Below are 26048 nucleotides of genomic sequence, written 5' to 3'. Positions count from 1 at the left end.
TGCCATGTCGCCGCGCCGCGCCCTCTCTGCCCTCGGCCTCGGTATCGTCTCTGCCGGGCTGATCGCTGCGTGCCTGCCATGGTCCATCGAGGCGCCGGGGCTCTCGCGCTTCGTCAGCCGAAGCTTGAAGGAAAGTTGGGGCGTGTCCCTGAACGCGAGCGGTGCGACCGAGATCGTGCTGCTGCCGCTGCCCCGCATCACCTTCGAGAACGTGCGCCTCGACGACGGCGCCGCGTCCGGAGCCACCCTGGCTTCGGGCGGGCGGCTTGCGCTTCAGCTCGACACCGCCGCCCTCCTGACCGGCCACGTCACGGTAGAATCGCTGACCTTCGACGGCGGCACAATCCACCTGCCGCAGGATGCGGATGACAACCGCTGGGCCGGCCTCGCCGAGCGCATGGCGAAAGGTGTCGCCGAGAACCGCGCCCATCCCCGCCGGCTCGTCCTGACACGGTCCACCGTAACGGGACGCGATCCCCGCGACGGTCGTCCCCTCACGGCGAATGATCTCGAACTAACCGTGGTGTGGCGCTCGACCATCGCCCTGATCGGCGGCCTCACGTGGAACGGCGAGCGTGCGCAGTTCGCCCTCACGGAGCTTCAGCCGCACGCCTTGTTCGAAGGTCAGTCCAGCCCATTCTCGGCCAACCTGGCATGGCCGACCGGTGCTTTGACCGCCGAGGGCAGCGGCAGCCTCGGCGAGGGCGGGCTCAAGGCCACGGGGACCGGCACCCTGCGCATCCGCTCGCTCGCCGGGACCCTGGCCTGGACCGGCGGCGACATTGCGCTCGCTCCCCTGGCCGAAGACCTGACCGTCGAGGGAGCCTTCGAGGCGATCTCGCGGGAGATCCAATTTCCGAGCGTGAAGGTGACCACCGGCGGCAACGTGCTCGAAGGCGCGGGTTCAGCCGATTTCGGGGGTGACCGCAACGCCGTCCAGGCGACCCTCGCCGCCGACAACCTCAACCTCTCGCCCCTGCTGGCTGGGCTGATGCGGCTCGGCGGCTTCGACGGCGACGCCGAGCCACCGGCATGGCGCCAGCGTTCGCTTGCCCTGGCGCCGCTGACCAGCGGCGACCTCGACCTGCGGATTTCCGCCGGCAACGCCCGTCTCGGTCCTGTCCAAGTCACCGATCTCGCCTGTGGCGTCATGGTCCGGGCCCGCGGGATCGAAGCATCCCTCGGTCGGGCGGGACTGCGCGGCGGGACGGTCAAGGGCCGCGTCGTGCTCACCTCCGACGAGGGCGACGACGGCCTCACACGCGTCAAGGCGCAGGGGCACGTCAACGGCATCGATCTCGGCACGTTGATGGGCGATCTCGGCGGCGAGCGCTGGGTCCAGGGAACGACCCGCGGCAGCCTCGTTCTGGAGGGGGCCGGTCGCGATGTCGGAACGCTGACCGGCAGTCTCGCGGGCCGCATCGCTCTGCGCAGCGAGGATGGCGCCATTACCGGCCTCGATCTGGCGGACATGCTTCAGCGCAACGGCACCGTCGCCCCCGGAGCCCTGGCTCGGCGCAACGGCCGCACCGCCTACGAGCATGCCACCCTGTCGCTGCTGATCGCGGACGGGGTCGGCGAGGTGGCTGAGGGAAGCCTCGTTTCCCGCGCACTCACCGCCACCGTCGGCGGACGCCTCGACCTTCTCCGACGCCGCATCGAAGCGCGGGCGGAAGTCGCGTCGCGCCCCAGCGGCGAAGGCACGCACCGTCCGGCCTTCGCCTTCGATCTCTCCGGCCCCTGGGACGGGATGAGCGTCGGTCCCGCCGTTCCGGCGCGACCGGTGGAGAATGCCTCCGTCCAGTTCCGTCGGCCGGGCGCGGACCTGCCGCTGGGAATCAGGGCTTACGCACCGACCTCGGCTCCGTAAGGTCTTCAACCTCGCTCAGGGTGCGGCTCGCTCCTGTGACATGCGTCACGAGGCTGACGCCGGGCGAGGACCTTGCCAATCCCCGGCGCTTGTCCGACTGGCTTCAAGAGTTTCCATTCGCCGTGCCGGCCTGCGAACCGCCCTTGGCCTTGTCGAAGGCCCGGCGGATCAGATCGGTACCGACCTCCATCGCGGCATCCAGAGCGCGCTGGGTCAGCGTGCCCTCCGCCACCGCCTCACCCGCATAGAGCGGCTGCTCCAGGGCGAGCGTATCGCCCCGTGTGACGCGCAGGCGGGCGACCTCGCGACCCGGCTCCACCGGCGCGGCAAGGGGGCCCTGATAGACCACGCGGGCCGAGACCTTCTCCGACGATCCCCGTGGCAGCAGGAGGCGAACCGGCTTGTTCGCCACGACGGGCACCGAGCCCTTCACGCCGCCAAATACGGAGACCTCGGCCACCGTCTCGCCTTGAGCGAAGACCTGACGCGGCTCGAAGGCGCGGAAGCCCCATTCCATCAGCTTGCGCGTTTCGGCCGCCCGGTCCCGTGCCGTCTTGAGCCCGGAGACCACCATGATGAGCCGCTGGCCGTTCTGCACCGCTGAACCGGTCAGTGCGTAGCCCGATTCCTCGAGATAGCCGGTCTTGAGACCGTCGGCACCGATATCGAGGGTCAGCAGCGGATTGCGGTTCTGCTGCTTGATCTTGTTCCAGGTGAACTCACGCTCGGAGTAGATCTTGTAATATTCCGGATAAGTATCGATCAGATGCTGGGCGATCCTCGCCATATCGCGGGCGGTGACCTTCTGGTCGGGAGCCGAGTAACCGGTCGCGTTGCGGAAGGTCGATCGCGTCATGCCGATCTCCTTGGCACGACGGTTCATGATGTTGGCAAACGCTTCCTCGGTGCCGGCCATGTTCTCGGCAATGGTGATCGCCGCATCGTTGCCCGATTGGACGACCAGGCCGCGCAGCAGATCCGACAGCTTGATGCGGCTGTTGACCTGGGCGAACATCGAAGAGCCGCCGCCGCCCGCTCCGCCCCGGCGCCACGCGTCCTCGGTCACCGTGAACTCGGTGTCCATGGTGAGGCGGCCCTCTTTCAGGGCGCCGAACACGATCTCCGCCGTCATCAACTTGGCCATGCTGGCCGGGGAGAACAATTCGTCGGCGGCCTTCTCGAACAGCACGGAGCCGGACTCGGCATCGACCAAGATCGCGTGCGGCGCCGCCGTCTGAAAGTTCTGGGCGCGAGCCGGTGACGCGTCGAGAATGCCTCCGAGTGCGAGGGCCAGCATGGCCGGCACCGCGAGACACGCCGTCCGGAATCGTCGCGTGAGCATGATCGCCTCTCATCGGCCCCGCCTCGCACCGGCGAGGATGGGAGCCTTCTTCAACAAGCGTGACCTTAGCTTGGTTCGGTGACGATTTCGAAGCGCAAATGCGCGCGAATCCCCCGCACGAAGCGGTGGGCATGAGGGGATCGCGACGGCACCTGCCACGCTTGCTCGGGGTTCCCCCCGATCCCATATGAAGCTCATGGATTTCCACAGCTTTTCTCATCAGACGAGGCCGCCGGCGGCGGCTCATTCCGCGTGGCAAGTCATCCCGCTCGCCGGCCGTTTCGAGGTCGTCTACGAGGATGCCCGCGGCGCCTGGACGACCCGCATTCTCGACGCGCGCGAACTCAAGCTCGGGCCCGGCAGGACGCTCCTGGGCGGCACCGACAGGGCGCACGGCCTCTATCGCGGCCTGCGGGCCGACCGCATCCGTCGTCTTGTCGACGTGAAGACGGGTCAGCGGATCGAGACCGGCATCCTCGACTGGCTTCTCGCGCGAGCCGACGCGCAAAGACGCGCCGCACATCCGCGCGGCGTCCGACGGGCCGCATGAAGACGCTCTCGGCCCGGAAAATCAGCTTAACGTCGTCTCGCGGCCGGCCCGGAGGTTCGGTATAGCCAAGCGATGGAACTGATCGCCACCACCCAGGCCCTTGCCGAAACCTGCGCCCGCCTCGCCGAACAGCCGTTCGTCACGGTCGATACGGAGTTCATGCGCGAGACGACCTACTATCCGAAACTCTGCCTGATCCAGATGGCAGGGCCGGACGGCACGGCTTGCCTCGTCGATCCGCTGGCGCCGTGCATCGATCTTCAGCCGTTCATCGACCTGATGGCGGATGAGAGCACAGTGAAGGTGTTTCATTCGGCGCGCCAGGACCTTGAGATCATCTGGCTGATGGGTGGGCTGTTGCCGCATCCGTTCTTCGACACCCAGGTCGCCGCGATGGTCTGCGGCTACGGCGACTCGGTCTCCTACGAACAACTCGTCAACGACGTCGCCAAGGCTCGCATCGACAAGTCCTCGCGCTTCACGGACTGGTCGCGCCGCCCGCTTTCCGAGGCGCAGCTCGCCTACGCGCTGTCCGACGTGACCCATCTCGTCACGATCTACCAAGTGCTCGCCGCCGAGCTGCTGCGCACCGATCGCGGATTGTGGCTCGACGAAGAGATGGCGGTGTTGACCTCTCCGGAAACTTATCGGGCCGATCCGGCCTTCGCCTGGAAACGGCTCTCGGGCCGCATGCGCAAGCCCCGCGAGATCGCCGTTCTGATGGAAGTCGCGGGCTGGCGCGAGGCCGAGGCGCAGAGCCGCAACGTGCCGCGGGGGCGCATCCTCAAGGATGAGGCGGTCATCGACATCGCGACGGCCGCGCCTCGCAGCGTCGAGGCGCTCGGGCGTCTGCGCACCATTCCGGCCGGTTTCGAACGGTCCCGCACCGGCGGCGAAATTCTCGCCGCGGTGGAGCGCGGCTTCGCCCGCGATCCCTCGCAGATCGCGATGCCGGAGCGCATCCGCACGCGCGGCGGCAACAACGGTGCGCTCATCGATCTTCTGAAGGTTCTGCTCAAGGCGGTGGCCGAAGCAGAGGGCGTCGCGCCCAAGATCATCGCCACGGTCGACGACCTCGAAGCTTTGGCGGAGGATGGCACCGAGGACACTCCGGTGCTGCAAGGCTGGCGCCGCGGCCTGTTCGGCGAGAAGGCGCTGGCGCTCAAAGCCGGTCGCATGGCGCTCTCCGTCGAGCGCGGCCGGGTGGTGGTTCGAGACGTGCCTCAGCCGTGACAACCGGACGCGACATGACCGGAAAACGCGGATGACGGCGCGTCGAGCCCTTGGCGGCGGGGATGCGATGCCGTAACCCGGGATCAACAGGCAATTCATCTTGCCTCATGATCCCGTTTTGGCGTAGCGGCACGCGTCCATGTTCGAGCCGAACGAAGTCCTCCAGGTCGCCAGCGGACGGGGCACCGTCTTGGCCGAGGGCACGGCGCCGGCCAAGGTGCGCTACAAGCTCGTCATCGAACGCCGATCCGGCTCGGTGACCGCGTATGGGACGCTGATCGGAACCTATGCCGCGCTGCGTCCGATCTGGCTCGTGCCGGATTCGGTGCTGACCCTGAAGAATGGCCGCACGGTTGCCATCTCGATCACGGATCTCGTCGGCGACACTGCGGAGTTCGAGGCGACCGAACCGGTTGCCCGCGTGTGAGTTTTGCCGAAGAACCGTCCTCAGACGGTGACGGATCGATTGCCTCACCCGTTGTACCGGCCGGATTACGCCCTCCCCTTGCGGGCGCCCTTCGATTGGGCCCGGCTGACAGCCTTCCTCGCCGATCACGCGACGCCCGGCATCGAGACGGTCACGGCGGAGGCTTACGCCCGAACGGTCCGGACCGACGATGACATCGTCATTCTGCGGGTCGCACCCGCTGAGGACGTGACCGCCCTCCACGTTTGGCTCGATGCGCCACGAGGGGCTTCCGGCATCCGGGAAGCGATGCAGACGCGCCTTCGGGCGATGTTCGACCTCGATGCCGATCCCGAATCTGTCGCAGCCGGCCTGAGCCACGATCCCTTCATGGCCGAGCTCGTACAGCGGCGGCCGGGATTGCGGATTCCGGGTGCATTCGATCCGTTCGAACTCACGGTTCGGGCGATTCTGGGTCAGCAGGTCTCGGTCGCGGCGGCGACCCAACTGGCGGGGCGTCTCGTTTCCGCCTTCGGCACGCCACTCCCGGCCGCCATGGCCGGAGCCGGTCTAACGCATGTCTTCCCCGAGCCGGGCCAGCTCGTGGAGGCGGACATCTCGTTGAGGCTCAACATGCCGCGCGCCCGCGGACGGGCGATCCAATCGCTCGCCTCAGCCTTCCTTCATGCGCCCGACCTGTTCGCGATCGGGCTCGGCCTGGACGAGAGCGTCGCGCGGCTGACGTCGCTGCCCGGCATCGGCCCATGGACAGCCCACTACGTCGCCATGCGGGCGCTCGGTCAGGCCGATGCCTTTCCTCCGGGCGATATCGGGTTGATGCGGGCGCTCGATGGCGGCCAGGGTCGTCCGAGTCGGACCGCGCTGCTGGCCCGCTCGCAAGCTTGGCGGCCCTGGCGGGCCTACGCCGCGCTCCACCTCTGGGCGGAGGATGCGGAGAGGCGCGGCGCATCGCGTCAGGCGCTCCGATAGATCTTGTTTTCACAGTGAGTTAGCGGGCTCTTTCCGGACTCGGAGGCCGGTCCGATGCAGCGTGAATTAACGCGCTGTTTACCAAAAATCGGGCATATTCTGCCGAGCCCAGGAGGAGCCATGACCCGACGAGCCGGCCGGAGTTTCGACGTCCTCAGCGAGGCGCAGATCGTCGCCGGCCGCACCGCCGGTCGCCGCGTCGCCCCGCATTTGCTGGCCCCACCGGAAGCGCCCCGACCGATCGCGCAGCTTCTCGACACGATCCAGCACGTCGCCGAGGCGGCCACCGGCGAACGCAGCTTCCTGCACGTCCCACCAACCGCACGACGCTGAACCCGATGTCATGGCGGCCCTCGTCTACACGCGACTGAAGGACCACCCGCGGGAAACTTACTTCGCCACGAGCGGTGCGCTCATCGTCGGACGCATCGACTGTATCAGCGCCCGGCCCGGATCCGAGCAATGGTCCTGGGGCATGAACCTCGACATCGGCGGCCTGCCCTTCCGGCGCGGCGGCGTCGCCGAGGACCGCGCGGGCGCGATCACCGCCCTCAATGAGGCCTGGGGCGACTGGAAGACCTGGGCGGGCCTGCGCGATCTCGATGACGACGAACCGTGAGGGTCAGGCGGTCGGCGATGCTTGCCCGAGCGTCAGGAGCACGATCTCCGGGGGGACTCCGAACCGCACCGCTACCTTGCTGACGCCGAGACCGCCCGACACGATCAGGTGACGCCCATCCTCCACGACGTGGCCGTAAGCGTAGCGCTCCCGCGATGATCCGAGGAGGGCGGGCGAGATCCCGAACATGCGGATCTGCCCACCATGGGTATGCCCCGACAGCGTCAGGGATACCCGGCGCGGCACCTTCGTGAAAATGTCGGGCTCGTGCGCCATCAACAGGACGGGCGCGTCGTCGGTGACGCGGGCCAAGGTTCCCGGAATGTCGGCAAGGCTGCGAGGATCACCAAGGGGCAGGAAGGGCTCCTGGTCGCCCAGACCGGCAAGCCAGAACGGGTGCCCGTCCTTCGTGAGCCGCCGCGCGTCGTTGTCCAGTACCGGGATGCCCCGCGCCTCCAGTAGCCGATGCGATTCGACCGGCCCACGCCGCGCGACCATCGCCGCCCGGTCATCCCACCAATCGTGGTTGCCGAGCACCGCGTAAGTGCCCAACGGCGATTTCAGGCCATCGAACAACCGGACGAGATCGGGCAGCGGCACCTTGTGCCATGCGACCGTGCGGGATGCCGGATAATCGCCGAGCAGCAGCACGAGATCGGGAGCGAGGGCATTGGTCGCGTCCACAATCTCGGCCACCCGGTCGAGCGGCATCCACGGCTCGCAGACATGGATGTCCGCGATCACCGCCACGCGGAGGGTCAGTCCGGGGGTCCAGCCCGGCGGCGTCAACGAATAGGGGTAACCACGAGCCGGAAACGCGGCTCGATCGCGAAAGCGTAGGCGCCCGTCGATGCGCCGAGGCCGAGCACCGAAGCGCCCAAACCTGTCAGGACCTGCCTGCGTGTGGGGAGGATGAGCATGCCGCCAGAGCAATCGCTCCGGCGGCCACGTCAAGTCCCAGCCTCTTATTCTACGGGTTCGTCCTCGTGGACGAACCGAAACTTCTGCCGGGCGGCGGCTTCCGCGCGGGCCGACGCGGTGGCGGCAGCATTGACCTGCATGGCGGCGGCGAGCGCCGGCAGGGCGACGGGACGGAAGCTCTCGCGATCCTCGGACACCGACACGCGGGCGGCACTGCCCGGCTGTATCGCGAACGTCGAGGTGCGGCTGGGGGCGTACATGGATCCTGTCCTGGTTCGGTGGCGGGACGACCCGGCGGGGCGTTTCGGTTCGATCTCCGTCCGGCTCGGGGCCGGACGCCGCCCACTCAACAATCGCTTGATGGCGAGATTGCGAAGTCGGCTATGCCACATTGATCGAACCGTTCACCTGAACGGAAGCTTAAGGTTTCCGATAAGGCTGCTTTTCGGGCACGATGCCGAAATGAGCAGCCTCGATGCCACACGTTTTCCGCTCACCGATACTGCTGTGCAACATCCCGTATCTTGCAGCGCATTCAGCAAAGATGTGTTGGATGAGAAGGCTGCTTCGCCCGTACTCGCCGCCAGCCCGCGTATTCAAAATTCATCATCTCAGACTGCCGGCATCGGCTCGAGTCCTTCCTGAGCGATCCAGGACGCGGTGCGGTCGAGGGCGCGGCGCAACCGCTCGAACAGCGTGTCGATCTCATCGCGTTCGATGATGAGCGGCGGGCAGACCGCGATACGGTCACCCATCAGGAAGCGAACGATCAGTCCTTCGTCCTGAGCGAAGGCGACACACCGGGCCGCGACCCCGGCCTTGGGCGGGTATTGTCGCTTGTCGACCTTGTCGGCGACGAGTTCGACACCCCCGATCAGGCCGAGTCCCCGCGCCTCGCCGACGAGGGGATGATCGGCCAATTCCGAGAGCCGCGCCTGGAAATGCGGCGCCTTCTCCGCCGCGCGCTCGATGATGCGATCGCGCCGGTAGATGTGGAGGGTGCGGTTCGCCACCGCACAGGCGACCGGATGACCCGAATAGGTCGTGCCGTGGCCGAAGCCGCCGAGCTTGGCGCTCTCGTCCAGCATCGCGCGATAGAGCGGTTCGTCGATGCTGATGCCGCCGAGCGGCAGGTAGCCGGAGGTCAGCGCCTTGGCGAAGGACAGGGTATGGGGGCGGATGCCGAGCGCTTCGGAGCCGAACCACGTGCCGAGGCGACCGAAGCCGCAGATCACTTCGTCGGCGATGAGCCGCACGTCGTAGCGGTCCAACACCGGCTGAATCGCCGCGAAATATCCGGCCGGCGGGACGATCGCGCCGCCCGCTCCCATCACCGGCTCGACGAAGAATGCCGCGACCGTCTCCGGATCCTCGGCGAGGATCTGCGCCTCCAGTTCGGCCGCAAGGCGCTCGGAATAGGCCTGCTCGCTCTCGCCGGGCTCGGCGCCGCGATAATGGTGCGGACAGGCGGCGTGGAGGAAGCCGGGGATCGGCAGATCCCAGTCGGCGTGATTGGCCGGCAACCCGGTCAGCGACGCGGTGGCGACCGTGACGCCGTGATAGCCCTTGCGGCGGCCGATGATCTTCTTCTTCCGCGGACGCCCGAGGGCATTGTTCATGTACCAGAGAAGCTTGATCTGCGCATCGTTGGCCTCCGACCCCGACGACGTGAAGAAGATCTTCGAAGTCGGGACCGGCATCAATTCCTTGAGCGTCTCGGCCAGCTCGATCGCCGGATCGTGGCTGCGACCGGAGAAGAGATGGGCGAAGGGGAGCTTGCCCATCTGCTCGGACGCCGCCTCGACCAGCTCCTCGTTGCCGTAGCCGAGCGCGGTGCACCACAGCCCGGCCATGCCTTCGAGATAGGGTCGCCCATCGGAATCGTAGACCCAGACGCCGTGTCCGCGCTCCAATACCAGCGGGCCCGTCTCTCGGAAGGTGGAGAGGTTGGTGTAGGGATGGATCAGGGTCTCGACGTCGCGGGCGGCGATGTTCGACAGCATGGCGGCGGATCATCGGCTTCGCCGACGGGAATGGCCGGCACACCGCCACACTAACGACCGCAATCCTGCGCAGGAAGGCATTGCACCCGCGCAGGCCGCCCGGAACGTTTCGCCGATGCTCGATCCCGCCACCGTCATCGCCAAGCCCGCCCCAGGCCGCGCATGCGGTCCGTGCACCCTGTGCTGCAAGGTCTACGAGGTGCCGGCGGTGGAAAGTCCCGCCGGGCGCTGGTGCAAGCACCTGAAAGCGGGCAGCGGTTGCGGTATCCACGCGCAACGGCCCGACCATTGCCGCGCCTTCCACTGCCTCTGGATGACGGAGGAGTGGATGGGTCCGGAATGGCGTCCGGATCGGGCCAAGATGGTGTTAAGCCTGGACCCCGTCACCCGCTTCATGAATGTGCAGGTCGATCCGGGGCAGGCCAATTCCTGGAAGCGGGCGCCCTATCACGATCAGCTTCGGCGGTGGGCGGCGGCGTCCCTACCACTTCAGCGCTATGTGCTGGTCCACACTGGCGCCGTCACGACGGTGGTGCTGCCGGATCGGGACGTGCCGTTGGGGTCATTCGGCCCCGGCGACCGACTGGTGGCCCGAGAGCGCATGACGCCGACCGGACTGACGGCGGATGTCGAGAAGGTGCGCGGCTCCGCCTGAACCGCTCAGGCCATGCAGCGGCCCGGCACCATGCGACGGGCCTCCGGCCCCGCAAGCGAACTGATCGGCGTCTCGCATCCCTCGCGCGTCAGACGACGCGGCTTGACCGGGATCTCCTCCACCGCGCGGGTCGGTGCCACCGGCTGGAGCTGGTGGACCGGGCGGGGCGCCGTGGCGACGTGGATCGGGCTGATGGCGGTGTTGTAGGGACGCAGGCCCGGCAGGGGCGAAGCGACCGGCGCTTCGAGAGCGATGCGAGGCGCCGGAGCGGGCGCGGCCATGGCATCGGCGCCGTAGCGAACGAGCGGCAACGTGAGCAGGGTCAGGATCGCAGCAGGACCAGTCACGCCGAGAACGAAGCCGGGCCGAAGCATCTTTGCGATCTCCGAGGGGAGCTTGACAGGATATCGGCACAACGCGGCAGCGAGTTGGCTGGTTCCTTCACTGTGCCGCTCCGATGCAGAACAGTATTACCTGCGCTTTGGTCCGCATGATTCGGCGCTGCGGCACCGCCGAGAGGCCATTCGGGACGTTGCAGAAATGCCTCGCGCCCAAAAAAAGCGGGCCGTTCCGAAGGCAAAAACGGAACCCTGACCGGGGCCGGTCGTTAGGCTCTCAACCCGGCCATCTGGTCCTCCCCGCATTCCCCTTGTGCATCGGCCGGAACCTCTCAGCGGGTCGGACAATGGTCCGGCCCGTTTTTTCTTGGCCAATCCATCGGGTCTTACTCCGCATCGCGAATGTGATCGCACTCGGTCGAGCGGATCTTGCCGCCTCACGCGCGGCGGCTCTGTCGCCCCCGCGGCATCAGCAGATAGATATCCATGATCCAGCCGTGCCGCTCTCGGGCCTCGGCGCGCATGACATGGATGCTTTCTGCCACGTCGCCGATACGCCCGGTCGATAGAAGCTCGTCCGGCGTTCCGAGATACGCGCCCCAATAGATCACCAGATCGGGATCGAGTCCGTCGAAGGTGGGATCACCGTCCAGCATCACGACCGTCGCGCCGGTAACGGCTCCGCCTTCGTCGCGCAGCCGCCGCCCGGTGGTGATCTGTACGGGCTCGCCGATGCGGTGGAGCGGGATACGGTGACTCGCGGCGAGTGCCTGCACGGAGGTGATTCCGGGCACCACCGACACCGTGAAGGCGACGCGCCCGCGCGCGCTCACGCGCTCCAAGATACGCAGCGTGCTGTCGTAGAGCGCGGGATCACCCCAGACCAGGAAGGCGCCGGTCTGGTCCTCGCCCAGATGGGTCGCGATCATGTCCTCGTAGAGCGCCGCCCGCGCCGCGTGCCAATCATCGACGGCAGCGCTGTAATCGGTCGGTCGGCGGTCGCGCTCGGGATCGGGCGCCTCGACGAAGCGGCAACCGGGCCGCTCGGCGTAGAGCTGACAGATCGTCCGGCGCACGGCGTTGAGGCCGGCTTTGGCCTCGCCCTTGTCCAGCGCGAAAACGACGTCGGTTGCGTTAAGGGCACGGATGCCCTGAATGGTCAGGTGCTCCGGATTGCCGGTACCGATGCCGATGACTTGGATGGTTCGCACGACCGCGTCCTACACGGAGACATCCCGTCCCCGGAAAGGCCCCCTCAGAACGGGAGCGATGGAAGCGGCTTCTTAACGGATTTGCCCTAAGAAGGGAGTGCGCGACGTGAGGCTTCAGCCGAACAGGGCGGTCAGGCAGGTGCCGAAGAGGGTGACGAAGGACATCGTCGCCATGAACTTGATGTCTTCGATGCGCTGGCTCATCGCTTATCTCCGTCGGCGGGCCCGCTCGGCCGCCACAACCGTTAAGTAACTCCTAATCTGTTTCGCCGGGATGGCGCGGTGCGTTTCGTCACCGTAACTCACGCAATCCAACGCTCCAGCGGGCGAAACGTCCTTAACAGAGACTTAACAGCCCCATGACTGGTCAATCTCCGTTCCGGGACTGCTGAACGCGCACGGAGGACGTGGGTTGCATCCGGATGCTGCACTCCGTGCGCGCGACACGTTTCTTGGACGACGCAGCGACGCGCTCGTGATCCGTGCCGGATTTTCATCCCGCCCAGCCCGTCGGACCGTGACAGCACAAAACGACGACCACGGCGTCACGGCTTCCGTCGCAGTCCTCACAAGATCGGACCTTCTGTGATCGGTCGCATTCCACGCACCGTCATCATCACCTTCGGCACGGGCGACGATCTGCCTCCGTTCTGCATCCTGGGTCAGGCGCTGGTGGAACGTGGCCACGAGGTCCGCGTCGTCACCACGCGCGATCCGCACGGGCGCATCCGGGCGTCCGGACTGGAGCCGATCGAGGCGGGGGACGGCTTTCGACAGGTACTGGACGATCCGCGCTTCGAACCCATCCGCCGGACCGAGCCCGCCGCCCTGCTCGCGAATCTGCCGCTGCTCGGTGCCTTGCGCCGCGCGCTCCAGGACCGTCTCACGGCGCTGATCGAGACGAGTCTCATCGAGATGCGCGGCGCGGACATCGTCGTGTTCGATCCGCTGGCCTTCTTCGTCGGGCCGCTCGCCCGCGAGGCCGGCTTGCCCGCCGTACGGGTGATGCGCCATCCCATGCTGCCGACCCGGACCATGTCGGCCGCCCTGTTCGGCGGCCATGATCGCGGCCGGATCGAGAACCGCCTCAGCTACGAGGCCTTCCGCCTCCTGTCGTGGTTCGGGCGACGCTCCTTCGCCGAGATCCGTCGGCGCCACGGCGGTCACTCATCCGCGAGTGCCTTCGGCAACCCGATGACGGCCGATCTCGCCGGTCTGCATCACGTCGCCGCCTGGAGCCCCGTGCTGAGCCCCGATCCCGGCGACTGGCCCGTACCCGTCCTCATGACCGGGTTCTGGCAGGCGTCGCCCCATCCGGATGCGCGGCTACCGGACCCGATCGAGGCCTTCCTCGCCGCCGGACCACCGCCGATCTACGTCGATCTCCGGCCGATGGGTTGGGGTGCCGAGAGCCGCCGCGCGGTCATCGAATCGGCCCTTGAGCGCTGGGGCGGGCGGGCGATCCTGAGGACCGCACCGGGAGAATTCACTCCTCCCCTGCGCCCATCGCCGAACCTAGCCTGGAGCGAGGCGATCGATCCCCCGCTGTTGCTCCCCCGCACCGCCGCTGCGGTGCATCACGGCGATCCCTCGACCCTGGCGGCGGCCCTGCGGGCCGGGCGCCCGAGCGTGATCCTTCCGCAATGGGGTGATCAGGTCTTCTGGGGCCGGCGCGTCGCAGACCTCGGCGCGAGCGAGGTGCCCGTTCCCTTGCGGCAGGTCGGCGCCGAGGATCTCGCCGGGCGGATTTCCCGCGCTGTGTCCGATCCGGGCTTGGCGGAGGCCGCGGCGGCTGTCGCTCAGCGCTTGACCGGAGACCCTGGCGTCAGCCTCGCCGCCGCGCGGATCGACGCCCTCGCCCGCGCGCAACTCCGGGATCGACCGATCCCTGCCGCCTGAAACGACGTGGGCAGGATCCCGAACCGTTTCCTTGACGCGCTTCCCCCCGCTCGGGAAAAGCGGCGGCGACCATGGATGGGTGGGGAGAGGGCGATGATGACGCTTCCGAGATGCGCGGCGCTCTGCCTGTTCGGCATGTTCGCCGATCCGGCCCTGGCCGCTCCCTGCACGCCGCCGGCTCCGCCGCCCGCCGAGGCGCGCCCGGAGAAACCCAAGCGTCCGGACAAACCCGCTTGCCTCGATGCCAAGGGGGGATGCCCCGGCTGGGAAGCCTATACCTACAACGATGCCGTGAAGGCCTATAATGCCCAGGCTCAGGCGTTCCGGCCGCTCGCGGAGGCCTATCTGCAACGGCTGAACGCCTATGTGAAGGCGAGTTCCGACTACGCACAGTGCGAGGTCAAGGCACTCCAGCCGTAGCGATTTCGCCGTCGCGACCTAGGGGCCCCGTGAAAGGGTTACGCCTATGAGCGTCCAGTCCAAGCCCGGCATGAATGTCGACGCGTTCCTGGCCTGGGCCGAGGGACGGCCGGGACGCCATGAGCTCCTCGACGGTGAGGTCGTGGCGAAGTCGCCGGAGCGTGTTCGGCACGCGGAAATCAAGTTCGCCGTGCAATTGGCGCTGAGGTCTGCGTTGCGGGTCGGCGACCTCCCGTGCCGCATGTTGCCCGACGGTTTGTCCGTTAGGATCGATGACGGAACGGTCTTCGAGCCGGATGCGCTCGTGTATTGCGGTGAACCTCTCGATCCCGGCGCAATTGCCGTCCCCGCGCCGTTGATCGTCGTCGAAGTTCTGTCGCCCCGCACGAAGGGGATCGACACCGGAATCAAGCTCGACGGCTATTTTCGTCTGCCGAGCGTGATGCATTACCTGATCGTCGATCCCAAGCGGCGCACGATCATCCATCACCGCCGCGCCGCCAATGACCTGATCGAGACCCGGATCGCCGCCGGCGGAATGGTGGATCTCGACCCGCCGGGCCTGAGCCTGCCCCTGGCCACCCTGTTCGACGGTTAATCGCGCGCCGCGAAGGCGAGCGCCGTTGCCCGCAGAACGGCGGACGCTTGCTCGATCTCGGTCTCGCTCACATCGAGATGGGTGGTGGCGCGGATATGATGGGTGCCGAGCGCCCGCACGCGCACACCCTCTTCGAGACAGGCAGCGGCGAACGCGGCGGCCGTGATTCCAAGGCCCTCGACCGAGAAGTAGAGGATATTCGACTGCCCCGCCGTCGGATCGAAACCCAGGCCCGGGAGGTCGGCGACGGCGCGGTGGAGCCGAGCCGCGTTGGCATTGTCCTGCGCGAGCCGATCCAGGTGGTGATCGAGGGCGTAGAGCCCGGCAGCCGCGAGCACGCCCGACTGGCGCATGGCGCCGCCGAGCCGGTACTTCCACTGCCACGCCGCCTCGACGAAGGCGGAAGACCCGCACAGAACCGCACCGACCGGGCAGCCCAGACCCTTGCTGAGGTCGATCCAGGCACTGTCGAAGCCGCGAGCGTAGTCGGCCGCCGGGATGCCGGTGGCGGCGACGGCGTTGAGGAGACGTGCCCCGTCGATATGCGCCACCAGCCCGCGCGCCTGCGCAACGTCGCGGATGCGGCGCATCTCGGCGAGATCCCAGACCGTGCCGCCGGAGAAACTGGTGGTTTGCTCGATCGAGACGAGCGACGAACGCGGTGCCGTGCGCTGCGGCGCGCGGATCGCGGCCGCGACAGCCTCGGCCGTGAACAGCCCGACCCGCGTCGGGAGGGCGCGCACCGAGACGCCGCCGAGGGCCGCAGCGCCCGCGGCCTCGGTGTTGTAGATATGGGACTGGTCGTCGACGATGATCTCGTCGCCCCGGCGCGTATGAACCAGGATCGAGGCGAGGTTGCACATCGTCCCGGATGGCATGAACACCCCGGCTTCGAGTCCCAGCATCGCTGCTACACGCTCGCACAGCGCGTTGGTGCTCGGGTCCGAGCCCGATTGTTCGTCACCGACCTCGGCCCGCGCCATGGCCTCGCGCATGCCGGGCGTCGGCCGGGTCTGGGTATCGCTGAACAGGTCGATCATCGGAAATCTGTGTCTCGGCACCGGATGCAGGAGGCCTCGGAACGATATTGCATGAAAAATTCAAACCGTGCCAAGCTCGTTCTCAGGCATGGTCCAAGATGGTCGACCAAGTTTTCAACCGGCTCACGAAGTCGGGAGGTGGGCACTGCCTCGACATCGGACGAGCCTATCCTTAGACCTTGAGACGGGATGTCTCGCTTCAAGAATGATTTGACTGCTCGATGAATAGAATTGAGCCCAGTATCGGGATCAGCCGTCGATACCTCCACGACGAGGTGGCGGATCGCATGCGCGAATTGATCAATGACGGCGAGCTGGAGCCACGCGCGCGGGTCAACGAGAGCGAATTGACAGAGCGATTTGGCATCTCGCGCACGCCCCTCCGCGAGGCGATCAAGATTCTCGCCACCGAAGGTTTGCTGGAGCTGCTTCCGAACAGGGGCGCACGTGTCGCCAGCATCTCGCGCACCGAACTGGAAGAGATGATCGAGATCGTCGCCGGCCTGGAAGCCACCGCTTGCGACATCGCGTGCCGGGTCATCAGCGATGCGGAGATCGAGGCGATCGGCGTGAAGCACGACGCGATGATCGAGGCCTGGAAAGCCCGTGACGAGGCGCCCTATTTCCGGCTCAACCGCGAGATCCACGAAGCGATCATGCTGGCGAGCCGCAACACCAAGCTGCGCAGCCTCTATATCGGCCTTACCGGCCGCATCCAGCGCACGCGCTACACCGCTCATCAGACGGACGAACAATGGTCCCAGGCCGTCGATGAGCACGAGCAGATGATCCGGTATCTGCGCGCCCGCGACGGAGACGCGCTCGCCGCCGTGATGCGCCACCACATCCGCTCGAAGAAGCCGGTGATCGCGGCGATGTACGGCGAGGAGGACGGTTGAGGGACCGTTCGACCGCCCTCACCGCCCCTTGAATGAAGGCGGACGCTTGGACAGGAACGCGTCCATTCCCTCGCGAAAATCCTCGCTGGTGTAGCAGAGCACGATCAGATCGTCGCCCGATGCAGCCGGCCCATCCCCGGCCTGCTCAGAGAGCCGGCGCAGCCCCTCTTTCGTCGCCTGTAGCGTGAGCGGGGCATGGCTCGCGAGCAACGTGGCGAGTTCGCTGGCGCGGGCCTGCACGGCGGCGGCATCGGCCACCACCTCGTTGGCGAAGCCGATCGCCCGCGCCTCGTCGGCGCCGACGAGGCGGGCAGTGAACAGGATGTCCTTGACCCGCGGCGCTCCGATCAGACCCGACAGCCGCCGCAAGGTCGATTGCGACAGGCAATTTCCGAGCGTCCGCGCGATCGGGATACCGAAACGGGCGTCCTGCGAGGCAATCCGCATGTCGCAGGCGGCGGCAATGGCCATGCCGCCGCCGGTACACGCACCCGCCACCGCGGCGATCGTCGGCACGCGCAGCCGCTCCAGGCTGCCCAGGACCCGATCCATGAAGCGCTCATAGCCGAGGGCTTCCTCAGCCGTACGGAAATCACGGAACTGGCCGATATCGGTCCCGGCGGCGAAGGCCTTATCGCCCGCGCCGGTCAGGATCACCGCCTTGACCGAGCGGTCGGACTCGATCCGCCCGTAGAGATCGACCAACCCCTCATACATCGCGAAGGTCAGCGCATTGCGCGCCTGCGGCCGATTGAGGGTGATGCGGGCGATCCCGGCGTCGTCGATCGAGAACAGGAGTTCATCGGTCGGTGCGGCCTCGGCGGCGATGCTCATCGAACTGCTCCTGAAACGTCCGGTCATTTGAAGGACGATGATCCTGCCGCATCGTCTCCTGGCCCCCGCGAGCGCCGAGCGGTGATCATCCGACGGGTGCGTGGAACGGGATCGACGATCCTTCCCCCGCGACCCGACATGATCGGTCAGACCCTCGTCTCGCCCACGATGCCCCGGGCGATCAAGTCGTCGATTTCCGCCGCAGCGTAGCCCGCTTCGGCCAGGATCGCACGGCTGTGCTCGCCGAGCAGCGGGGCCGGCCCGTGTACGCGGCCGGGTGTCTCGGAGAATTTGACCGGCAAACCGAGCGTCTCCATCCGGCCCGCGCGGGCGTGATCGACCGCGACCACCATCTCCCGCGCCCGCGCCTGGGGGTCCGCCTGCATCGCCAACACGTCGAGCACCGGCCCGGCGGGCACGCCCCCCGCTTCCAAGCGTACCAGCCAATCAGTGGAGGTGGCGTACCGGAAATACGGCGCCAGCGCTTCAGCCAGAGTCGTGCGGTTCTCCATCCGATCGCGATTTGCCGAGAAGCGCGGATCGTCGGCCAGATGCTCGGCACCCAATACCGTCAGCAACCGCAGCCAATTGGTCTGGTTGGCGGCGCCGATGGTAATCCAGCCGTCGGCCGTCTCGAAGGCTTCGTAGGGAGCGTTGAGGGGATGGGCCGAGCCCATCGGTCCCGGTGCCGCGCCGGTGGCCATGGCGATGGCCGATTGCCAGTAGGTCAGGGTGATGCCGGCCTCGAACAGGGAGGTGTCGACCACCTGGCCCTGCCCCGTCTTGAGCCGGTGCACATAGGCCGCGAGCACGCCCATCGCCGCGAGGATGCCGGCGGTGATGTCGGTGACCGGGGGGCCACACTTCATCGGCGGGCGACCGGGCCCCTCACCGGTGACGCTCATGAGACCGCTCATGCCCTGCGCCACGAGATCGAACCCCGGCCGCTCGGCATAGGGTCCGGACCGGCCGAACCCCGAGAGCGAACAATAGATCAAGGCCGGGAATTCGGTCTTGAGCACATCGTAACCGAGGCCCAGCCGCTCCATCGTCCCGGCCCGGTAATTCTCGATCAGGACATCGGCATCCGCCAGCAGACGCCGCAGCACGGCCTTTCCGTCCGGGCTCTTGAGGTCGAGGCTGAGTCCGCGCTTGCCGCGATTCATCATCATGTAGGCGGCGCTCTCGCCGGCTAGGGCGGGGGGAACCGAACGTCGCGTGTCGTCGCCGCCGTCGATTTTCTCGACCTTGATCACCTCGGCTCCCATGTCGCCGAGCATCAGTCCGCAGACCGGCCCGGCCATGATGTGAGCGAGTTCGACGACGCGGAGACCGGTCAGCGGTCCCGAGCGATGCGGATGATCCATTGCGCGCCTCAGCCTGTCCGATCCGCAACGTGCACGGGAACGGCCGAATCCGCCTCTCGTCCCAGGCTCTGGTCCATCTCGGATCCTCCCATGCACGGCGACCGGTGGCGCTCGCGCTGCCCGCAACGCTCCGGGCAGATGAATTATGAATTGAGTTTATGAAGCGGGTCGTCCGGTCGCAACCTGGTTTGCATGCGATGCGCCGCGTCAGGCTCGCCCCCAGGACTCCGTTCTCCATACCGAAGCGACGGTGGTGATGGAGGGGAACGCCGTGCACCTGCAAACGGTTGACGCTGCGAGCGTGACTGTAAGATGCCGGTGAGAGCCGGGCGACGAGGAGACGACGAATGTACGGGGTGAGAGGGGCGTTCGGCCTCGCGGTCCTCATCGGAGGCTTCGTTTCCGCCCATACGGCCGAGGCCGGATGCACCCGCCAGATCATCAATCGATCCGGCTACACGGCCCTCGTCAGCCGCGACGGCGGTCCCTGGGTCGCGGTGCGCCCGCACCGTTCACAGGCGATCCGCTTCCACCAATCCGGCCGGATCGATGTGGCGCTCACCTGCGGCCCGGCGGCGGGGCCGGAAAATGCGGCCTTCCGGGCGAGCTACGGCACCGTGGCGGTCATCGACCGATGCTACATTCAATTCGGTGACGGCTTCTTCGAAGAGCAGCTCGGCGGCGGCTTCATCGGCCGGAAGGACACCGCGCCGCTCGCTCTCAACAACCCCCGGCAGGGCGATCTCGTGGTCGGCCCGGCCGCCGGTGCCTGCATCGCGGAACGAAGCGCCATCACGGCCCGCTACTGAGCAGCGGATCGAAACGGTCTGAACCCTGTGGCGCGTCCCCGTCGGAGGCGCCTTCTTCGAGTGGACCGCTGGTGGAGCGGCTCTCGCAGGACCGCATTCGCCTTCGGCGCGGCGGCATGGTAACCCGCCGGCCCGTCGTCACGAACGACGCGTCGAGAAGAGATCCATGCGTTCGATCCTTCCCATCGCCGGAGCCATCGCCCTCGCCATGACCGCAGCCGCCTCCGCCCAGCCCGTCACCCTGCCTTCGGGCCTTTCCTATGTCGACGAAGTCGTCGGCACCGGCCCCGAGCCGCAGACCGGTCAGCAGGTCACGGTGCACTATACCGGCTGGCTCGATGCCGGCGGCGGCAAGCAGGGCAAGAAGTTCGACTCCTCCCGCGATCGCGGCCAGCCCTTCAGCTTCAAGATCGGCGCGGGCCAGGTGATCCGCGGCTGGGACGAGGGCGTTGCCACCATGAAGGCCGGCGGTCGTCGCATCCTGACGATCCCGCCGGAGCTCGGCTACGGCGCCCGCGGCGCGGGTGGGGTCATCCCGCCGAACGCCACGCTGATCTTCGACGTCGAGCTGATCGGCTCGCGCTGAGCCGGTTCGTCCGCCCGTTTCAGGGCGAGCCTCATCAGGATCACCGGATCCGGGGTGAGGCTCGCGCGTGGCGGGCGGTGCCCGACCCGATCGGTTTGCGCCTACGCCGCCCGGGCGTAGGGGCAGGTAGAGATGGCCGTGCGGGCGCGTTCCAGCGCTGCCCGCAATTCGGGGACGCGCTTGCGTCCGTCCTGTCCCGTCGCGCGTCCCTCCAGCTCACGGCATAGGTTCGACAGCTCGGTGAAGCCGAGCTGACCACTGAGCGAGATCAGGACATGCGCCTCGGCGGCAAAGGACGCCGCTTCGATATCCGGCTCGCAGAGTAGGGCGATGCGGCGTTCGATCTCGCGCATGGCCACGGCGAGGAGGTCCCTGATCCGATCGAGGCCGACGACGCCCGCCATCATCTCCAGCATGTCCTCGTCGAGCACGGGACCGTCGATCTCCGCCAGCTCGCCCTGCGGGCGGCACAATCGATCGATCGTCACAAACAGGTCGGGCCAATGCACCGGCTTAGCTACGTGCGCATCGGTGCCGGCGGATCGGCAGCGCTCGATCTCCTGGCTCATGGCATTGGCGGTGAGCGCGATGATCGGCGTGCGGACGCGCGCCTCTGTCCGCTCCAGCGCCCGGATCGCCGCAGTAGCCTCCAGCCCGTCCATTTCGGGCATCTGCACATCCATCAGGATCACGTCGAAACCCGTACCGGCCTGAACGGCGGCGAGGGCCGCGCGACCGTTCTCGACCAGGGTCACGGTGTGCCCCTTCCGTTCGAGAACCGTCGTGAGGATTTCCTGATTGATGCGGTTGTCCTCGGCGAGCAGGATATGCCGGACACGCGGCGATGCCCCGAGCAGCTCCATCTGCCCCGATGCCGTCCGCTCCGGCTGGGTCAGCGGCAAGGCCAGCGAGAACCAGAAGGTCGAACCCTCGCCGATCCGGCTCTCCACGCCGATCTCGCCGCCCATCAAGGCCACAAGCCTTTTGCAGATCGCGAGACCGAGACCGGTGCCGCCGAATCGTCGCGCCATCGAACCGTCGGCCTGGCTGAAGCGCTCGAACAGGGATGGGATCGCCTCCTCGGCGATGCCGATACCGGTATCGGTCACCGCGATCCGCACGCGCACGACACCGCCTTCCATGGCTTGGCGCGTGACGGCGATGAGGACGCGTCCCTCCTGGGTGAACTTGACCGCGTTGGTGGCGAGGTTGAGCAGGATCTGGCGGATCCGGGTCGGATCACCCTTGAGCCAGTCCGGAACATCCGGGGCGATCGACACGGTGATCGCGAGATCCTTGGCACGGGCGGCCTCGGCGGCGAGACGGCGACAGCTCTCGACGAGATCGGAGAGACTGAAGGAGACATTCTCGACGGACAATTCGCCGGCCTCGATCTTCGAGAAGTCGAGGATGTCGTTGACGATGGTCAGGAGCGAGCGGCTGGATTCCTGGGCGAGTCCGACGAGGCGGCGCTGAGCCGGCGTGAGGCTGGGATCGCTCTGCAAGAGATCGTGGGTGCCGAGCATGCCGGCGAGCGGCGTGCGCAGCTCGTGGCTCATATTGGCCAGGAACTCGGCCTTGATGCGCGCGCCTGCCTCCGCCTCGGCCTTGGCCTGTTCGAGATGACGGGCCTGTTCCTGCCGCTCGGTGACGTCGCGGATGGCCGTGACGATCCGAACGTCCCCGGCATCGCCGGCCACGAGGCGGAAGGCCGCCTCGGTCCACACGTAATGCCCCGCCTTGTGGCGCAAGCGGTAGACAACCTTCGCGTGGGGGCGCTCATCGGTCAGGCCGGCCGTGGCGGCGAAGGCCTTCTCGAGGTCGTCCGGATGGACCCATTTCCGCATGGTCATCTTGTGCGCCTCCTCGACGGTCCAGCCGAGGATCGTGGTGACGGCCGGCGAGTAGTAGCTGCGCCGCCCGTCGGCATGACCGAGCACGATAAGGTCCGAGGCATTGTCGGCGAGGAGCCGGTAGCGGTCCTCGCTCTCGCGGCGGGCTTGGTCGGCCCGGCGCCGTTCGTCGATGTTGCGCACGGAAGCCACGAAGCCGCCGGAACGACCGTCGGGCAGGCTCAGGGTCTTGAGCGACGTCTCGACCCAGATCCAGCGTTCCTCGCTATGGAGCAGGCGGCTGACGCTGACGGCGCGGTCCCCTTGGCCGGAGGCGAGATCGGCCAGGATCCCGGCGAACTCGCCCTGATCGTCGGGGTGGATCAGGCTGGCGAAGGCGCTTTCCGTCAGCGCCTCCGGTTCGCGACCGAGCAGATCGCGAATGGCCGGCGACACGTAGAGGCAGATCCCCGCTGGATCGACCTGAACCACCATGTCGGTGGCGGCATCCGCGAGCATGCGGTAGCGCGCCTCGCTCGATACCACCGAGGCATCGGCCCGGACGCGCTGAGAGATGTCGGAGAACACGCCGAACAGCCCGACGACGGTCGGCTCCCCGTCCTCCCCCGCCCCGCCCAGCACGCAGATGCCGCGTGCCTGGACATGGCGGATATCCCCGTCCGACCGCACAAGCCGTAGGGTGAATTCGAAGCTGCCGCGCCGCTCGATGGCATTCGCCACCATGGCGGCGACGATCTCGCGATCCTCGGGGTGATAGGCAGCGATGCCGTCCTCGAGGGTCGGGCGGAACGTCGCCGGATCACGGCCGTGGATGCGGTAGACCTCGTCGGACCAGCGCAGGCGACCGCTCACCACGTCGAGATGCCAGTGCCCGACCTGCGCCATCTGCTCGGCCAGGAGCAGGAGGCGATTGGCATCGAGGGCCGCGGTCTCGGCCGCGCGCAGATGCGTGATGTCGCGCGCGCCCGCGAAGACGCGGGAAATCTGCCCGTCCGGCCCCCGCAGGGGCACGTGCACGACCTCGAAGATACGTCCGCCCGCTTCCTCACCCTCCCGCAGCTCGAAGGCCTGCGGCTGGCCCCTCTCGATGGTCGCGCGAAGGTCGGCCGTCACTTGATCGTACAGGCTCGGCGGCAGGACCTCGCTCAAGGCCCGACCCTTGAGATCGCTCGCTTGTCCGCCGAGCATGCCCGCGGCCCGGCCGTTCAGGGTCTCGAGGGTGATGCTGTCATCCGTCCCGATCCGATGGACGAAGAGCGCATCGGTCGCGTGATCGAACAGGGCACGGAACAGGGATTCGGCCTCGGCGGTCTGGGCTTCCACGGCCCGAATCCGACGCTCGCGTCGCTCCAGCCCGATGCCGAGGCCGATCAGGGCGAGCACCGAGACCCCGAGGGCCATCGCCTCGATCAGGGCTTCCTGACGCCAGCGGGCAACGAGCCCGTCGAGACTCGCACCCACCGCGACGATCAGCGAAGGGTATGGGGCGAGGCGCTCGTAGCCGGTCAGCCGCCATACGCGGTCGACGGCACCGGGCAGTTCGAACGAGTGGGAGGTTCCGGTTCCCGCCACGAGCGCCCGGAAGAAGTCGGTCTCGGCGAAATCGCGATCGATCGAGTCGATTGCGGGCCGGCGTACGAGCAGGCGCCCGTCGTCGCGCCACAGGGCGATGGCGCTCTGCGCGTCGAGCCGGACGCCGTCGTAGACCCCCTGGAGGATCGCGGGATCGAAAGCGGCCAGGACGATGCCGCCGAAACTGCCGTCGGGCCGGTTGAAGCGTCGCGAGAGTGGGATGATGGATCCGGCTCGGGGACGATCCGGACGCGGCGTACCAATGTGAAGCTCGGCGCCAGGATGCTCGCGGTGCCAACGGATGTCGTCCCGACCGGCCTCGGACGTGCGACGCGTCCCCTCCGGATCGCGCGAATCGGCGAGCCAATGCCCCTCGGCATCGAGGACGGCGAAGGAGCGGACATGCCCCGACGTCGCCCCACGACGGCGGATGAAGTTCGACAAAGCGGGCGCATCATCGGCGGCCGCCCGCTCCGCCATGCCGGCGAGCGTCTGGTCGATGCCGTCGATGAGGCCGGTGGCGTGCTGGGCGAGCGATCGGCTGAGGTTGGCGACGTCGTCCCGCGCGCCGCTCATCGCCGCGTCCCAGGCCCGCGAGACGTGCCATAGGCCGATCACGACGATGAGGATGGCGCAGCCGAAAGCCGTGACCGCCCCCGGACCGAGACGGAGAAAGCGGGAGCGCTGGCGCAGGTTCTGGCGCACGACTCGGTCGGCCTTTCGTGAGGGCGGCCACCTCGGGGCAGCCGGCATCGCGACAAGAATGCCGAATCAGTATCCGGCACCGAGTAATCTCTACCAGACCGGACAAATAATGGTTAACAGGACAATGAGCAGGTCGAACGTTTTGTCATTCTACCGATAAAGGCTGGAAGACACTTGATAAATCGACGCGCCCCGGGGGCCTAAGCCGCCGTGCGCGCCCTCGGCGGCACCGAGAAGCGCACCGGCGATCCGCTCCGCATCAGATCAGGCGCCGCTCACGGGCGAGCGCCAGCAGGTCGCGCTGCGGGCGGGCGCCGATATGCTCGATCACTTCCGCCGCCGCGAGGGTGCCGAGGCGCGCACTCGCCACGTAATCGAGGCCGCGCGCGTGACCGGCCAGGAAGCCCGCAGCGAACAGATCGCCCGCGCCCGTCGTGTCGACGACTTCGCGCACGGGCGAAGCCTCCACCGGGCGAACCTCGCCGCCGCGCACGACCAGGGCACCGTCGGCCGAGCGGGTGACGAGACCGAGCAGGTGCTTGCCATGTCCGCCGCGCTCGTCGCGCAGGGCCGCGATGGCCTTGTCCGGGTCGTCCGTGGAGTAGAGGCTCTGCAGCTCGCCGATATTGGCGAACAGGATGTCGATGCTGCCCTCGCGGATCAGGCCGAGGAACTCGTCGCGGTAGCGATCGACGCAGAAGGCGTCGGAGAGCGTGAGGGCCACGGCATTGCCGGCGCCGTGGGCGATGCCCACCGCCTTGCGGAACGCGTCCTTCGCGGCCGGCGGATCCCACAGATAGCCTTCGAGATAGGTGACGCGGGCGGCGCGGACCGCGGCCTCGTCCACGTCGTCCGACGACAGCTTCTGGCAAGCGCCGAGATAGGTGTTCATGGTGCGCTCGCCGTCCGGCGTCACCAGGATGAAGCAGCGGGCGGTGGCCGGGCCGTCCCCGGCCGGAACGGTCTCGAACCCGACGCCGGTGGCCTTGAGGTCGTGGCTGAACAGGCGACCGAGCTCGTCGTCGCGGACCTTGCCAACGAAACCGGTCTTGGCGCCGAGCAGGGCCGCGCCGACGGCGGTATTGGCGCCGGAGCCGCCGGAGACGACGGTGGCCGGGCCCATCACCGAGAACAGGGCCTCCGCCCGCTCTTCGTCGATCAGCTGCATCGCGCCCTTGGCCACGCCCTGATCCGCCAGGAAGGCGTCGTCGGCATGGGCGATGAGATCGACGATGGCATTGCCAAGGACGAGGAGATCGAGGGGCTGCGACATCGGTCCGTCCTGTCTCGCGGGTCAGCGTATCCCGCGCCTGTCGCACCGCCCTCAC

General features: G+C 67.6%; 24 protein-coding genes and 1 pseudogene. 14 read left to right on the top strand and 11 right to left on the bottom strand.

The window, feature by feature from the left end; all coding sequences use genetic code 11:
- Window positions 1-4: 4 nt before the first annotated feature.
- On the top strand, window positions 5-1870 hold the full coding sequence (locus tag MFF26_RS14720) for an AsmA family protein (RefSeq protein WP_137829317.1): 1866 nt from the start codon (window positions 5-7) through the stop codon (window positions 1868-1870).
- A 103-nt stretch (window positions 1871-1973) separates the two neighbouring features.
- On the opposite strand, the gene MFF26_RS14715 is transcribed toward MFF26_RS14720, so the two are convergent.
- Window positions 1974-3212 (bottom strand): D-alanyl-D-alanine carboxypeptidase family protein, encoded by a 1239-nt coding sequence (locus MFF26_RS14715; RefSeq protein WP_171015459.1) that lies wholly within the window; start codon window positions 3210-3212, stop codon window positions 1974-1976.
- A gap of 196 nt (window positions 3213-3408) precedes the next feature.
- Here MFF26_RS14715 and MFF26_RS14710 point away from each other — a divergent pair, with 196 nt between their 5' ends.
- The 6 genes from MFF26_RS14710 (at window position 3409) to MFF26_RS14685 (ending at window position 7010) form a co-directional block, all read left to right on the top strand.
- Window positions 3409-3762 (top strand): hypothetical protein, encoded by a 354-nt coding sequence (locus tag MFF26_RS14710; RefSeq protein ID WP_137829352.1) that lies wholly within the window; start codon window positions 3409-3411, stop codon window positions 3760-3762.
- 72 nt (window positions 3763-3834) lie between these two features.
- The gene (rnd, locus tag MFF26_RS14705) at window positions 3835-4995 is read left to right on the top strand and encodes a ribonuclease D (protein ID WP_137829318.1); all 1161 of its coding nucleotides are present in this window, start codon (window positions 3835-3837) and stop codon (window positions 4993-4995) included.
- A 139-nt stretch (window positions 4996-5134) separates the two neighbouring features.
- Entirely contained in the window at window positions 5135-5422 is a 288-nt protein-coding gene (locus MFF26_RS14700) for a hypothetical protein (RefSeq protein ID WP_137829319.1), read from the top strand.
- Window positions 5423-5461: 39 nt separating this feature from the next.
- Window positions 5462-6391, top strand: coding sequence for a DNA-3-methyladenine glycosylase family protein (locus MFF26_RS14695; protein ID WP_238308137.1), 930 nt, complete (start codon window positions 5462-5464; stop codon window positions 6389-6391).
- Between the two features lie 120 nt (window positions 6392-6511).
- Complete coding sequence (locus MFF26_RS14690) at window positions 6512-6724, top strand: hypothetical protein (protein WP_137829321.1); 213 nt, start codon at window positions 6512-6514, stop codon at window positions 6722-6724.
- A 10-nt stretch (window positions 6725-6734) separates the two neighbouring features.
- Entirely contained in the window at window positions 6735-7010 is a 276-nt protein-coding gene (locus tag MFF26_RS14685) for a hypothetical protein (protein WP_137829322.1), read from the top strand.
- Between the two features lie 3 nt (window positions 7011-7013).
- On the opposite strand, the pseudogene MFF26_RS14680 reads toward MFF26_RS14685, so the two are convergent.
- From MFF26_RS14680 to MFF26_RS14670, 3 genes and pseudogenes are all read right to left on the bottom strand, one after another.
- Window positions 7014-7930 (bottom strand): annotated as a pseudogene (locus MFF26_RS14680) (metallophosphoesterase).
- 45 nt (window positions 7931-7975) lie between these two features.
- On the bottom strand, window positions 7976-8191 hold the full coding sequence (locus tag MFF26_RS14675) for a hypothetical protein (RefSeq protein WP_137829324.1): 216 nt from the start codon (window positions 8189-8191) through the stop codon (window positions 7976-7978).
- A 351-nt stretch (window positions 8192-8542) separates the two neighbouring features.
- Window positions 8543-9934 (bottom strand): aminotransferase, encoded by a 1392-nt coding sequence (locus tag MFF26_RS14670; RefSeq protein WP_137829325.1) that lies wholly within the window; start codon window positions 9932-9934, stop codon window positions 8543-8545.
- A 115-nt stretch (window positions 9935-10049) separates the two neighbouring features.
- Between MFF26_RS14670 and MFF26_RS14665 the strand changes: the two genes are divergently transcribed.
- The gene (locus tag MFF26_RS14665; RefSeq protein WP_137829326.1) at window positions 10050-10589 is read left to right on the top strand and encodes a CxxCxxCC domain-containing protein; all 540 of its coding nucleotides are present in this window, start codon (window positions 10050-10052) and stop codon (window positions 10587-10589) included.
- A 5-nt stretch (window positions 10590-10594) separates the two neighbouring features.
- Here MFF26_RS14665 and MFF26_RS14660 read toward each other — a convergent pair whose 3' ends face one another.
- Window positions 10595-10963 carry a hypothetical protein gene (locus tag MFF26_RS14660; protein ID WP_137829327.1) on the bottom strand — a complete coding sequence of 123 codons (369 nt, stop codon included), beginning with the start codon at window positions 10961-10963 and terminating at the stop codon, window positions 10595-10597.
- Between the two features lie 401 nt (window positions 10964-11364).
- A complete protein-coding gene (cobF, locus tag MFF26_RS14655; protein ID WP_137829328.1) occupies window positions 11365-12138 on the bottom strand; it encodes a precorrin-6A synthase (deacetylating) in 774 nt (257 codons plus the stop codon).
- Between the two features lie 585 nt (window positions 12139-12723).
- On the opposite strand from cobF, the gene MFF26_RS14650 reads away from it, so the two are divergent.
- The 3 genes from MFF26_RS14650 (at window position 12724) to MFF26_RS14640 (ending at window position 15055) form a co-directional block, all read left to right on the top strand.
- A complete protein-coding gene (locus MFF26_RS14650; RefSeq protein WP_137829329.1) occupies window positions 12724-14037 on the top strand; it encodes a glycosyltransferase in 1314 nt (437 codons plus the stop codon).
- 96 nt (window positions 14038-14133) lie between these two features.
- Window positions 14134-14457 (top strand): hypothetical protein, encoded by a 324-nt coding sequence (locus MFF26_RS14645; protein ID WP_137829330.1) that lies wholly within the window; start codon window positions 14134-14136, stop codon window positions 14455-14457.
- Window positions 14458-14503: 46 nt separating this feature from the next.
- On the top strand, window positions 14504-15055 hold the full coding sequence (locus MFF26_RS14640; RefSeq protein WP_137829331.1) for a Uma2 family endonuclease: 552 nt from the start codon (window positions 14504-14506) through the stop codon (window positions 15053-15055).
- Here MFF26_RS14640 and MFF26_RS14635 read toward each other — a convergent pair.
- On the bottom strand, window positions 15052-16095 hold the full coding sequence (locus MFF26_RS14635; RefSeq protein WP_137829332.1) for a threonine aldolase family protein: 1044 nt from the start codon (window positions 16093-16095) through the stop codon (window positions 15052-15054). The two genes, MFF26_RS14640 and MFF26_RS14635, sit on opposite strands and share 4 nt — an antisense overlap.
- A gap of 221 nt (window positions 16096-16316) precedes the next feature.
- Here MFF26_RS14635 and MFF26_RS14630 point away from each other — a divergent pair, with 221 nt between their 5' ends.
- On the top strand, window positions 16317-16994 hold the full coding sequence (locus MFF26_RS14630) for a GntR family transcriptional regulator (RefSeq protein ID WP_137829333.1): 678 nt from the start codon (window positions 16317-16319) through the stop codon (window positions 16992-16994).
- An 18-nt stretch (window positions 16995-17012) separates the two neighbouring features.
- Here the strand turns inward: MFF26_RS14630 and MFF26_RS14625 are convergent, their stop codons facing one another.
- Together MFF26_RS14625 and MFF26_RS14620 are read right to left on the bottom strand one after the other, a co-directional pair.
- Window positions 17013-17828 (bottom strand): enoyl-CoA hydratase/isomerase family protein, encoded by an 816-nt coding sequence (locus MFF26_RS14625; protein WP_137829334.1) that lies wholly within the window; start codon window positions 17826-17828, stop codon window positions 17013-17015.
- 146 nt (window positions 17829-17974) lie between these two features.
- Window positions 17975-19195, bottom strand: coding sequence for a CaiB/BaiF CoA transferase family protein (locus MFF26_RS14620; protein ID WP_137829335.1), 1221 nt, complete (start codon window positions 19193-19195; stop codon window positions 17975-17977).
- Between the two features lie 347 nt (window positions 19196-19542).
- Here MFF26_RS14620 and MFF26_RS14615 point away from each other — a divergent pair, with 347 nt between their 5' ends.
- Window positions 19543-20004: a hypothetical protein gene (locus MFF26_RS14615; RefSeq protein WP_137829336.1), complete on the top strand. Its 462-nt coding sequence runs from the start codon at window positions 19543-19545 to the stop codon at window positions 20002-20004.
- A gap of 166 nt (window positions 20005-20170) precedes the next feature.
- Window positions 20171-20590, top strand: coding sequence for an FKBP-type peptidyl-prolyl cis-trans isomerase (locus tag MFF26_RS14610; protein WP_137829337.1), 420 nt, complete (start codon window positions 20171-20173; stop codon window positions 20588-20590).
- 101 nt (window positions 20591-20691) lie between these two features.
- Here MFF26_RS14610 and MFF26_RS14605 read toward each other — a convergent pair whose 3' ends face one another.
- Window positions 20692-24720 carry a PAS domain S-box protein gene (locus tag MFF26_RS14605; protein ID WP_171015460.1) on the bottom strand — a complete coding sequence of 1343 codons (4029 nt, stop codon included), beginning with the start codon at window positions 24718-24720 and terminating at the stop codon, window positions 20692-20694.
- A gap of 259 nt (window positions 24721-24979) precedes the next feature.
- Window positions 24980-25993, bottom strand: a complete 1014-nt coding sequence (locus tag MFF26_RS14600; protein WP_137829339.1) for an adenosine kinase — start codon at window positions 25991-25993, stop codon at window positions 24980-24982.
- Window positions 25994-26048: the final 55 nt, after the last annotated feature.

The organism is Methylorubrum suomiense, assembly GCF_022179765.1.
Classification (GTDB): domain Bacteria; phylum Pseudomonadota; class Alphaproteobacteria; order Rhizobiales; family Beijerinckiaceae; genus Methylobacterium; species Methylobacterium suomiense.
Note: the sequence above shows the minus strand (reverse complement) of the source record. Positions and strands in the feature narration are given on the sequence as shown.